Genomic DNA, 11,485 nt, shown 5'->3' on the forward strand with positions numbered 1-11,485 from the left:
CATTCATGGAACGTAAAGACATAAAGCAGCTCTGTGATGAAAGTGTAGAGGAGAACTTAGAACATCTTTCTAATATCGCTAGTTATCTTTACATGAATCCGGAAATTGCTTTTCAGGAACATAAGGCGTGCAAGGTATTATGTCGTGAATTAAGAGAACAAGGCTTTACGGTAAAGGAAAAAGCAGGCGGTTTAGATACCGCCTTCCATGCCGTATATAAAAAAGGAGAAGGCCTGCGTATTGGAGTAATTGCCGAATATGATGCATTAGCCGATATCGGACATGCTTGTGGTCACCAGTTGATTGCGACAAGCGCAATGGGAGCTGCGCTGGCAGTCAAAAAGGTGTTGGATGAAAGTGATCTGTGTGGCAGCATTGAAGTCTTTGGCACACCGGCAGAAGAAGAAGGCGGTGGCAAGATCATCATGCTAGATAATCATGTATTTGATGGTGTAGATGTGTTATATTTCATGCATCCGACAAGTGCTATTACTAGAATTGGCGGTGAATGTGCAAGTTTTACAGATTTTATAATTGAGTATCATGGAAAAAGCGCTCATGCGGAAAGCCATCCGGAAAATGGAATTAATGCTTTGGATGCAGCTGTCTTATTCTATCAAGGAATTGGTCTGTTGCGTCAGCAATTAAATGATGATATTCATATCTGTTGCATCTTACCAAAAACCAATCAGGATATCGGCCGAATCAGCGATTATACCAAGGTAGAAGTGGAAATCTCCACCATGCAAGTGGCAGATATCGCAAAAACCAGAGAAAAGATTTATCAAATGGCAGAAGGAATGGCTATGGCTACAGGTTGTAAGGTTCACTACAAAGAAATTCCCGGCTATTTAGGCAGAACCCCCAATGCTATTTTAGGAGATCTTTTAAAAGCGGAACTTACCTATTTAAAAGAGCCATTGATGGAAGGAATGCCAGCTGATAAAGGTGGAGAAGATTTAGGTAATGTATCGCGCGTGATTCCTGCCTGCAATTTATTTATGACGTTATTGCCTGAACGTAAGATCAGTGGACATACAGAAGAATTCCGCGAATTAGCAAACGGAGAAGCAGGAAGACGTTGTTTAAAAATCAGTGCAATCGCGATGGCAAGGGCAATTGTAGAAATCTTGTTAGAACCTTCAATCGCCGCAAAAGCCAAAGCCGAATTACAACAGCGTATCGCTGATGAGGTGGCTTATGCATAAACAGATAGGATTGTATGGATTAGGTGTGATGGGACAATCGTTGGCTCGTAATATTGCCAACAAAGGGTTTTCCATCAGTGTCTTTAATATTGAAACAGATGTGACAAAAGCTTGTTGTCAAAAATATCCATTGTTGCATGGCTATGAAAATATCGCAGATTTTGTGGATAGTTTAGAAAAACCACGTAAGATCTTATTGATGGTGACAGCGGGGAAAGTTGTGGATAGCGTAATTTCTTCTTTAGTTCCGCTTTTGAGTCAAGGCGATATTCTTATGGATTGCGGGAATTCTTTCTTCCTTGATACAGAACGTCGGCAGCAGGAATTAAAAGAAGCCGGTATCCGTTATATTGGCTGTGGTGTATCCGGTGGCGAAAAAGGGGCATTAGAGGGGCCAAGCATTATGCCCGGTGGAGATCGTAAGGCATATGCAGAAGTGGCTAGCATCGTAACCGCAATGGCTGCACAAAATGATGATGGATCTGCTTGCTGTACTTATATCGGGGAAAAAGGTGCCGGACATTTCGTTAAGATGGTTCATAATGGTATTGAATATGCGGATATGCAATTAATTGCGGAAAGTTATGCATTGTTAAAGAACTATTATCAGCAGGATATGAAAAAGATCCAAACGGCATTTCAACGTCTCGCACAAGGCCCATTAAATTCCTATCTGATGGATATCACTTGTGATATTTTACGTCGCAAGGACGATAAAAAGGAAGGCTGGTTAGTAAATTATGTCAGTGATGTTGCCAGACAGAAAGGGACAGGGAAATGGACAAGTCAGATTTCCTTTGATTATAGTGTGGCAATACCAAGTCTTACTGAAGCAGTTCAGACACGTTTTCTATCTATGAACCACGTGGAACGCACCCAGGCATCTGCCTTATATCCGCATGCATCCTGTAAGATGGAAATAACAGAAGAAGCTTTCTTACAGATGTTGGAAAAAGCCATGTTAGCAGCGAAAATGAGCATCTATGCCCAAGGCTTTTCCTTAATCACCAGTGTATCAAAACAGAAAGAATATCATATTGATTGCATTGCCTTAGCAAATATCTGGCAGAATGGCTGTATCATCAAATCGGCCTTTCTCAAGGATATCATGCAGGCGTTTAAAGAAGAATGTGCTTATGATAATCTGATCTTATCAAGTGTTTATCAGAAAAAGCTGTCCGAAACGCAACACGATTTACAAAACTTGGTAAGTCTGGGTGTTTTACAATCCCTGCATTTGCCTATCTTTACAAGTGCGTTACAATACATGCAGGGGATTACCTGTGCTACTTTGCCGACAAATCTAATCCAGGCACAGCGTGATTGTTTTGGTGCACACACCTATGAAAGAACAGATGCACAGGGAAGTTTTCATAGCGATTGGCAAGCATAATCATCATAAAGAGGCTGTGGGACAATGTTAAGTGATACAATTGTCGTAACACCTCTTTTTTAAATAGGGATAAAATATCGCGAAGTAAGCAATTTTCAATAGCAGAAAAGAAATGTCAATGCTGGAATACGCATGCCATAATGGTTTTAAAGATAATTGAAAATATGCACAGGATAAGGAAAAGCTTTGCGAACACTTTGAAGTTTATACATCTTCTTGATGAAAAGCACATCACCGTTACCTGCCATCTGCATACGATAAAAGAGTATACGTATTGAAAATCTGGACATACTATAGAAACTATGCAATAAGCTTGCGATTTAATAAAACGTAGCATTTAAAAGATACACAAAAAGTGAAAGATTTTGTTACAAAGTTACATGTTCTATGATAGACTATAAGTGATTTGCACAAAGAAGGAAAGGAAGGAATTGTATGGAAAATTATGTAATCCGAAGAATTACCACAAACGATTACCATGACATCCATGAATTAAACCTTAAACTAGGTTATGCATACGATGAGGAGAAAGTGGCAGAACGTATTCAAAACATATTGGATGCCGGCATTGACTTGATTCTAGTCGCAGAGCTTGAGGGAAAAGTAGTCGGCTATGTTCATGGAACACCTTATGGTACACTGTATTCTGATAATCTTGTCAGTATCATTCAAATGGTATTCACGAATGAAACAAGAGAAAATAAGGAAATGACAAGTGAAATTATTAAAGAGTTTGAAAAGGTTGTAAAACGTAATGGTTATCATGGTATCCGCATGGCAGCTGATATTGATCGTAAGGTGCTATATGAAATCATGATGGAAAATGGTTATGAGAATAAACGAGATCTGAAACACTACATCAAATATTTCTAGGATGGATCCAAAGGTTCATCTTTTTTTTGGTATTTATCCAAAAAATCACGGTTTGAAATAGATAAACAAGAGAAGCGAAACAATGTGCAAACATAATTTGCGAGAATATTTATATGAAAAGATACTGTTTGAAAATATCACAGCAGGATTTTAACATAACCCAAATAGTATTTTATGATGTAAAATGGGATACTGTTAAAGAAAAGTTTAATTTGAGGAGTTAAAAGTAAATGAATACACCTATCTTAGAAACAGAACGTTTGATTTTGCGAAAATTTACGGAAGCAGATATGGAAGCTCTTTTCCTTATCCTAAAAGATGAAGAAGTTAACAGATTTTTGCCTTGGTATCCGGTAAAAAACATGGCAGAAACAAAGACGTTTTATAAAGAAAGATATGCGGAAAAATATAAACAACCCCAAGCCTATGCTTATGCAATTTGCTTAAAAAATGAAAATTTCCCCATTGGCTATATGAATGTTGAGATGGAGGAACATCACGATTTTGGTTACGGGCTTCGCAAGGAGTTTTGGCATCAGGGAATTGTTACAGAAGCAGGGAAAGCTGTTATAGAACAGGTAAAAAAGGATGGGCTTCCATATATTACAGCGACGCATGATAAAAATAATCCAAGAAGTGGAAATGTTATGAAGAAATTGGGCATGCAGTATTGTTATTCATACGAAGAACAGTGGCAACCAAAAGATATTTTTGTGATCTTTAGAATGTATCAATTGAATTTTTACGGTACTGCCGATTTTGTTTATAAGAAGTATTGGGATCATTCTGAGCATCATGTTATCGAAGAATTGTAAGTCAATTAGCTAGCACAGCTTACAATTTGTAGCAGATGGTATTTGAATTTTCTGGTTTTGGTAAATAAAAAATCCTCGAATTTGAGGATTCCCGTAGTGTTTGAAGGTGATGGATAGAACATTTTAAAACTAATAACCCCCAATAGCTTGCTTCACATTGATCTGTATCTTCTTTTTTGCGTAAGATACTTTTGATAAATTGAAGACTCCATTATCAGCATTAGTTTTGCGCTAAAAAAACGACGATAAGAGAACTGCATTTTATCAGTATTTCAATGTTTTCTAAAAGGTTGGTACTATTACCTATCCTATTCGAACTTGTCATTGCCATAAGAATGAATCCGAAAATTAAAAGATATATCCTATCTTTTTTTCATAAGGCGCCTCTATATGTATAAGGGCATTACCTCATTCTTTTATGTTATACGCAAGATATCCCTAGACTTAATTAAGACTTACCATCATCTTATAATGTACTTTTTAAGATTTAACCCCTTTTTTCTCTTATCGTTTTTTCTTTAAGGCCGCTAAATTACTTGAACGTTTTACCTTTCGTAATTTTTCTAAATTCTGCGCAAGAACTTTTTCATAAGAAGAATTCATCTGTGGATGATAGAATTGGATATCCTTTAAAGCATCCGGAAGATATTGAATCTGATTCCAGATATCACTGCGATTATAATCATATTGATCCTCTTCCTTCATATTTACAGGGGTAAAGCGAAGATAATCCGGTACTTTATAAGAAGTATGGCGCAATACTGACATGGCAGCATCAATGGCACTTTCCGCACTTTTGGATTTAGGCGATAAACAAAGATCAATGATAGCCATTGCTAATGGAATCCTTCCTTCAGGAAAGCCAACACGCTTAGCCGCATCAATTGCCTGCACACAGCGGGCAACTGCCGCAGGATTGCCTAAACCGATATCTTCATATGCCGTAACAAGTAATCTTCTTTCAATGCTATCCATATCATTTGCCTCAATCATGATACCAAGGTAATATAATGCGGCATCCACATCGCTGCCACGTATGGATTTTTGAAATCCACTTAAAACATCATAATAGCCATCTCCATCGCTATCCATGCTCATGTTTGGTATTTGCGAGAATTGCTCTACTAAAGCCTTACTAATACAACCGTCACTAGCGATAGCACAGATTTCCAATATATTTAAAGCATAGCGGATGTCTCCGTTACTGTGGCGAGAAATGATATGCAAAGCATCCTCTTCAATTGTAATTTCATTATTTAAACCTTTCGGTGATTGCAGAGCTTTGCATAATGCTTCTTCAATATCTGTCTGCGACAGTGCTTTAACTTCAAATAAATGACAACGAGAACGTATAGCAGGATTGATGGCATGCAATGGATTACTGGTGGTTGCGCCAATCAAGGTAATATTGCCATTTTCTACATGTGGCAATAATAAGTCCTGTTTATCTTTATTTAAACGATGTACTTCATCTACAATTAAAATAAGCCCCGGATATAAGCGGGCTTCCGCAAAAATTTGTTCCAATTCTTTTTTGTTGCCGGTTACAGCATTAAACAAACGATAAGGTAGTTCTAGTTCATTTGCTAATACCATGGCCAAAGTTGTTTTCCCTGTTCCCGGAGGACCATAAAATATCATAGAGAAGATACGTTTCGCAGCTAAGCATTTACGAAGGACGTTTCCTTCTCCGATTAAATGTTTTTGCCCGATGATTTCTTCTATTTTTTGCGGTCGCATGCGAAAGGCTAAAGGTTCCTGCATTATGATCACTTCACTTTCTATCTTATTTTATCATGGATATGGATGGACATGCCAACTATTAATGAAACGAATTATAGGGTGTGTTCAATTACGATCTTAATACCGATCAATAGTAAGATAATACCACCTAAGATACCGGCATATTTTTCAAGCAGGCCGCCCATAAAATGTCCGATAAACACCGCTAGAAAACTTAATACAAAGGTCGTGATGCCAATTATGACGATTGCTAAGACGATATCTACTTCCAACAAGGCAAAGCTAATGCCCACAGCCAGCGCATCAATGCTGGTGGCAATCGCAAGAATCAGAATCGTCTGTAGAGATAAAGATGCGTCTTGTTGATCGAGGTCAGGATGGAGAGCTTCTCTAATCATATTGATGCCGATGATTGCCAGTAAACCAAAGGCAATCCAATGATCAAAAGAGGCGATGATTTCCTGAAAGTAACTGCCAGCAAGCCATCCAAGCAAGGGCATCAAGGCCTGAAACATTCCGAAGAATACAGCGAGGATTAAGGCATAACGAAGGACTTCATGCTTTTTCATCGTCATACCTTTGGCGATGCTTACAGCGAAGGCATCCATACTCAAACCGATACCTATGAAAAATACAGAAATTAAACTCATATTTCATACCTCCAAAGAAAAAAAGACTTAGGCGCAAGAAAATCTTACGTATAAGTCTCGTTGTTTAATACTTAAGCCAGATTCAATACCTGAATCATCATGTTGACTTAACTACTCATCATGAGCCAACTACTCCCTTAACGGTGGCTAAATCATATCAGAAATTGAACAGAAATGCAATGTTAAATTGTATTACTAGTTGTATTTCCAAAGTCTGTTAAGAAATTTTCAGCATTGAAATCTGCTTTTGGATAATCTTTAAAGGAAGGCATTTTGATGTCTGTCACTTGATTTGGTTTTGCAATATTCATCGTTACTTCAGCTTTCATAGGCATAGACTGTTTATCGGCAATAATATTCATATCCATATGGATAACAATAGATTCTAACATCTTATCCTTAGCGACGACAAGATCTGCTTCATACTTATCTAATTTGGCATCAAAATTTCCATTTTGTAATTGCTTGTTTGTCTTTTTTGCACTTTTTAAAGCATTTTGCATTGTTTTATCATTAAATACGGCATGTAAGTGATATTTACCATCTTGTTCTTTCATTGATAATTCTTTAAATTGATCCTTTGTACCAACATTTAAACTATTAGGCATCTCTTTTTCTAAGGCAGCAATTACGGGCTTTAGATTATATGCAATTTTTTCCTGATTCATCATATTCATATAAAACATATTCTTGTTTACATATAGCTGCAAGAAATCATCCATTTTCACACCACTCATAGCCGCTCCGAAATTTGCGGCAAGTTGCAATTGTTTCTCTGCATTGTACAGCATATCTGCCGTCACTTTCATATGCATATTCATATCATCTGCATCAAATAGCATTTTCATTTTTATATCTGCACTTTTCAGCTCTTCCATCTTCTTTACCGTATCTTGATACACTTGGAATGCTTCATCACTTACTTTACTGCTACAGCCACTCATGCTAAAACCAAATGTCAGCATCAGTATTACGAGAACTACTTTCCATCCTTTTTTCATTTCACTAACCTCCTTTTTAAAAGAGGATCATTACTTAAGCAATGACCCTGTTAGATGTTATTTTTTCTTTTCTGGATAAGTCTTTAAATCCGCTGGGAATTTAACCTGCTGGTTCTTACCAACGTTTTTAAATTCCATAGACAGTTTAATATTTGCCTCTTCTTCTTTATCATTGGCTTTCTGAGTCATGTTAAAGTTCATATCAGCTTTACGGAACTGTCCGTTTTCTAATTTAACGACTAGTTTAACTTCTTTAATGGTAGCATCTTTTACATTCGCCACGCTATTGCCGGCTACATTTGCGTTAACAGAAGCTAAAGAATTTAAATTGTCTTTCAATTCTTTATTCAATTTTTCCTTATCGAATACTAATGTCAGTGTATCACCTTTGATACTTGCTTCTTCTAGATATTCTTTCATTTTATCCTTAGGAATTTTTAACGTATCCTTATCTAAGGATATACTAGGAATCTGGTTCATAGTGTCTTTAATGGCTTCTTTTTCTTTCTGAAGTCCCATCATATTCGTGTAGACATAATTTGAATCCATATACATTGTTACATAGTCATCAATCTTCTGTCCGGATGCAGATAAATCAAGACCTAAAGAAAATTGTGGTTTGCTTGATTCAAAATTGTAGGTACCATCAATTCCAGCTTTCACCATTTGACCACTGGCGTTGACTTCCATTTGGATATCATAATCCGCTGACTTCATTTCCGTTACATTCTGAATAGCAGTTTCCAGTGCATCTAAAGCTTTATCGTCAACCTTAGAACCGCTGCAAGCGCTCATAGAGAACAGAACGCCAACACTTAATAAGAGTGCTGTTAATTTTTTCATTTACTTTTTCCCTCGTTTCTTTCTTCTTAATACAATATTATATTAGCATAAGAAGGCGCGAAAGTGTATTTATTTTCCAAAGAAAATCTATGGTTTTTTATCTTTACTGTTACAAGTTTGTGATTAAATAAGATATGTTATGCAATTTAATGAAAAGTGATTTTATATACTTGAGATCTATCGTATCTACATATGCGTACATAGGATGTGATTTCTATACAACGTGAATTGAAAAATGAAAGGAATTAGGGTATGCTAAGATGAGTAAAGGATAGGTGAGCATATGTTTCGTATAGGACAATCCAGTGATATACATCAACTGATACAGGGTAGAAAGTTAATATTGGGTGGTGTGGAAATTGACCATGAAAGAGGATTGCTAGGTCATTCTGATGCAGATGCCCTTTTGCATGCTATTGCCGAAAGCATTTTGGGTGCTTTGGCTTTGGGAGATTTAGGAAAGCATTTTCCTGATACAGCAAAGGAATATAAGGATATGAATTCTTTATGGATGTTGCAGGAAGTATACAAGATGATGGATAAGCAGGGTTATAAAATCAATAATTTGGATGCTCTTATCATGATTGAGCGACCAAAGATGGCTCCCCACATTGCGAAAATGCGTGAGAATGTGGCTGCTGCTTTACATTGTGATATTGATCAAGTAAGCATCAAGGCTACCAGAGGTGAAAAAATGGGATTTGTTGGTAGAGAAGAAGGCGTCTTAGCACAATGCATCGTACTTTTAATTAAAAAATAGAATTTATCAATGTCGATGAAAGGAGCTGCCTTTTTAGACATTGTTTTTTATAGATTAGCGAACTATCAAGGAGTTGGAAAGAACTTAGGCTGTGGAAGTATGTACAAGTTTATGCTGATGAAGGTTCATACGATTCGTCTGGGATGCTGATGAGCAATCTTTTTTTAGCTAAACCGGCAAACAAAAGTTTGATGAACTTTGTTTCATTACTCATAACGATGAAACTTTTAATAGCGCTTGCTCTTTACCTTATGGAAAAGATAAGGAAGAAAAAAAAGTGGATGTTTTTCATAATTAAAATAATCAAATATGCTGATTTTCCTTGTAGAAGTTAGATAGAATTTGTGTAGTAGATAATAAAAGAAGATTTATTTTATGAATGAGAAAAAACAAAAAATGATTAAAAATATGTTATTTGGGAAATGAAAAATGACAAAGCATAGATAATTATATGTATAGCAATTGCTATAGTATTTTTTTTATTGCTTTTTAGATATATGTATAGTTATTGTTAAAGTGAAAAGGTATGCTGAACATCAATATACAGAAAAACAGTATCTGCATAGACAAATAAAACAATGAAGATACGGTATGAATAGGTTATCTTAATAATAAATTGTAAATCTAAAGACTTACATAATAATTTAAGCCGAAAACAACGAGAAATTCGTCTGAGGTTGTAAGGGAAAGCTATATAATTTTGAGGAAACTGATCTTTTTTAAAAATAAGAATATTTCTTAATTATATTCTTAAAAAGTGTTGACAATGATAAACTTAAGAGCTATAATGAGAACGGTTCTTAAGAAAGGGGGCTGTTCCAATGAAACGTAAATCATCAAAACAGCGCGATATGATATTAAATTATCTTAAAACGATTGATGGACATGTAACAGCCGAAGAAGTTTTCAAGAACATGAATGAGGATGGTAATAAAATAAGTCTAGCAACCGTCTATCGTAATCTGAATATCCTGGTGGAAATGAATGAAATTAAAAAGATTGCCCATCCTGTAGAAGGATATCAGTATGATAAGACAAGTCATCCCCACTATCATCTGCATTGTGTAAGATGTGATCGTATTCTTGATTTAGATATTCCATATATGGAAGAATGGAATCATCAAATGGAAGCACAGACAGGCCTTTTGATACGCACACATAACATGATGGCAGAAGGCATTTGTAAAGACTGTTTAAAGAAAGAAAACAGTAGTGGTATTTAAGCGAAATTTTCGCTTGAAGATAAAAGTTAAATAGGAGGAAAAAAAACATGGAATTAAAAGGATCTAAAACAGAACAGAATTTGATGGCAGCATTCGCAGGAGAAAGCCAGGCACGTAACAAGTATACTTACTATGCACAGATGGCTCGTGAAGAAGGTATGGAGCAGATTGCAGATATCTTTGAAGAAACAGCACGTAACGAACAGGAACATGCAAAATTATGGTTTAAGGCTCTGCACGGTGATAAAGTACCTACAACGGCAGTAAATCTGGAAGATGCAGCTGCTGGTGAAAACTATGAGTGGACAGATATGTATAAGAACTTTGCCGAAACAGCAAAAGCTGAAGGTTTTGCTAAAATTGCTTTCCAGATGGAGCAGGTAGCAAAAATTGAAAAACATCATGAAGAAAGATACTTGAAACTGTTGGAAAACGTGAAAAACGGTAAAGTATTTGAAAAAGAAGAACCAACAGTTTGGATCTGCGACATCTGTGGATACCGTCATGAAGGTACAGCAGCTCCTAAGGCTTGCCCAGTTTGTGGATACTCTGGAGCACATTTCGCTGAAGAAGCAACAAACTACTAATCATGAAATAGGACATATCTATGCGGGTATGTCTTTTTTCTTATGGTCGTTCGTAAGCAAGGGAAACGTAGATGCAGGACAACTAAAGGTGCGCAATATATAATAAAATTACCAATTATATGTATATTAACTATAAAAAAAGGCCTGTCTTAAGAAAGTAAAGACAGGCTGTTGCATATAATAAAAAAGTGTTGATGCTATCAATCTGGGGGAAGATACACTGACTTGCCATATGGGTGGGGGAAGAAAAAGCAAGTCAGGCGATAGCACCAACATGTATAATATAACGTATTTGTTTATAGAAATCAATAAAATTTGTAACAATTTTTAAATTCTGACAGAATCTTTTGATAAAGCTGGAAATTCATGGCATGTACTTATTTTAACAG

At 36.3% G+C, this 11,485-nt stretch carries 11 protein-coding genes; 7 read left to right on the top strand and 4 right to left on the bottom strand.

Going from position 1 to position 11,485, the window contains the following annotated elements:
- Positions 1-5 precede the first annotated feature (5 nt).
- The 4 genes from EDD61_RS12165 (at position 6) to EDD61_RS12180 (ending at position 4,289) form a co-directional block, all read left to right on the top strand.
- Positions 6-1,208 carry a M20 family metallopeptidase gene (locus tag EDD61_RS12165; protein ID WP_132225624.1) on the top strand — a complete coding sequence of 401 codons (1,203 nt, stop codon included), beginning with the start codon at positions 6-8 and terminating at the stop codon, positions 1,206-1,208.
- Entirely contained in the window at positions 1,201-2,601 is a 1,401-nt protein-coding gene (gene gndA / locus EDD61_RS12170) for an NADP-dependent phosphogluconate dehydrogenase (protein WP_132225626.1), read from the top strand. Before EDD61_RS12165 ends, gndA begins: the two co-directional genes overlap by 8 nt.
- Before the next feature lie 435 nt (positions 2,602-3,036).
- Complete coding sequence (locus tag EDD61_RS12175; RefSeq protein WP_008691119.1) at positions 3,037-3,474, top strand: GNAT family N-acetyltransferase; 438 nt, start codon at positions 3,037-3,039, stop codon at positions 3,472-3,474.
- Positions 3,475-3,704: 230 nt separating this feature from the next.
- Positions 3,705-4,289 (top strand): GNAT family N-acetyltransferase, encoded by a 585-nt coding sequence (locus EDD61_RS12180; RefSeq protein WP_132225628.1) that lies wholly within the window; start codon positions 3,705-3,707, stop codon positions 4,287-4,289.
- A gap of 504 nt (positions 4,290-4,793) precedes the next feature.
- Here the strand turns inward: EDD61_RS12180 and EDD61_RS12185 are convergent.
- The 4 genes from EDD61_RS12185 to EDD61_RS12200 form a co-directional block, all read right to left on the bottom strand.
- Positions 4,794-6,053, bottom strand: a complete 1,260-nt coding sequence (locus tag EDD61_RS12185) for a replication-associated recombination protein A (protein ID WP_132225630.1) — start codon at positions 6,051-6,053, stop codon at positions 4,794-4,796.
- Positions 6,054-6,124: 71 nt separating this feature from the next.
- Positions 6,125-6,682 carry a manganese efflux pump MntP gene (locus tag EDD61_RS12190; protein ID WP_008691123.1) on the bottom strand — a complete coding sequence of 186 codons (558 nt, stop codon included), beginning with the start codon at positions 6,680-6,682 and terminating at the stop codon, positions 6,125-6,127.
- Between the two features lie 182 nt (positions 6,683-6,864).
- Complete coding sequence (locus EDD61_RS12195; RefSeq protein WP_132225632.1) at positions 6,865-7,683, bottom strand: DUF6612 family protein; 819 nt, start codon at positions 7,681-7,683, stop codon at positions 6,865-6,867.
- Between the two features lie 57 nt (positions 7,684-7,740).
- Entirely contained in the window at positions 7,741-8,526 is a 786-nt protein-coding gene (locus tag EDD61_RS12200; protein WP_132225634.1) for a hypothetical protein, read from the bottom strand.
- 283 nt (positions 8,527-8,809) lie between these two features.
- On the opposite strand from EDD61_RS12200, the gene ispF reads away from it, so the two are divergent.
- From ispF to rbr, 3 genes are all read left to right on the top strand, one after another.
- Positions 8,810-9,286 carry a 2-C-methyl-D-erythritol 2,4-cyclodiphosphate synthase gene (ispF, locus tag EDD61_RS12205; RefSeq protein WP_132225636.1) on the top strand — a complete coding sequence of 159 codons (477 nt, stop codon included), beginning with the start codon at positions 8,810-8,812 and terminating at the stop codon, positions 9,284-9,286.
- Positions 9,287-10,107: 821 nt separating this feature from the next.
- Positions 10,108-10,509 (top strand): Fur family transcriptional regulator, encoded by a 402-nt coding sequence (locus tag EDD61_RS12210; protein WP_132225638.1) that lies wholly within the window; start codon positions 10,108-10,110, stop codon positions 10,507-10,509.
- 47 nt (positions 10,510-10,556) lie between these two features.
- On the top strand, positions 10,557-11,096 hold the full coding sequence (gene rbr / locus EDD61_RS12215) for a rubrerythrin (RefSeq protein ID WP_008691128.1): 540 nt from the start codon (positions 10,557-10,559) through the stop codon (positions 11,094-11,096).
- Positions 11,097-11,485 lie beyond the last annotated feature (389 nt).

The sequence above is a fragment of the Longicatena caecimuris genome (assembly GCF_004341945.1).
Taxonomy (GTDB): Bacteria; Bacillota_I; Bacilli_A; order Erysipelotrichales; family Erysipelotrichaceae; genus Longicatena; species Longicatena caecimuris.

Coding starts and splice junctions, on each gene's coding strand:
- EDD61_RS12165 (WP_132225624.1), top strand. CDS start 6: ATGGAACGTAAAGACATAAAGCAGCTCTGTGATGAAAGTGTAGAGGAG.
- gndA (WP_132225626.1), top strand. CDS start 1,201: ATGCATAAACAGATAGGATTGTATGGATTAGGTGTGATGGGACAATCG.
- EDD61_RS12175 (WP_008691119.1), top strand. CDS start 3,037: ATGGAAAATTATGTAATCCGAAGAATTACCACAAACGATTACCATGAC.
- EDD61_RS12180 (WP_132225628.1), top strand. CDS start 3,705: ATGAATACACCTATCTTAGAAACAGAACGTTTGATTTTGCGAAAATTT.
- EDD61_RS12185 (WP_132225630.1), bottom strand. CDS start 6,053: ATGCAGGAACCTTTAGCCTTTCGCATGCGACCGCAAAAAATAGAAGAA.
- EDD61_RS12190 (WP_008691123.1), bottom strand. CDS start 6,682: ATGAGTTTAATTTCTGTATTTTTCATAGGTATCGGTTTGAGTATGGAT.
- EDD61_RS12195 (WP_132225632.1), bottom strand. CDS start 7,683: ATGAAAAAAGGATGGAAAGTAGTTCTCGTAATACTGATGCTGACATTT.
- EDD61_RS12200 (WP_132225634.1), bottom strand. CDS start 8,526: ATGAAAAAATTAACAGCACTCTTATTAAGTGTTGGCGTTCTGTTCTCT.
- ispF (WP_132225636.1), top strand. CDS start 8,810: ATGTTTCGTATAGGACAATCCAGTGATATACATCAACTGATACAGGGT.
- EDD61_RS12210 (WP_132225638.1), top strand. CDS start 10,108: ATGAAACGTAAATCATCAAAACAGCGCGATATGATATTAAATTATCTT.
- rbr (WP_008691128.1), top strand. CDS start 10,557: ATGGAATTAAAAGGATCTAAAACAGAACAGAATTTGATGGCAGCATTC.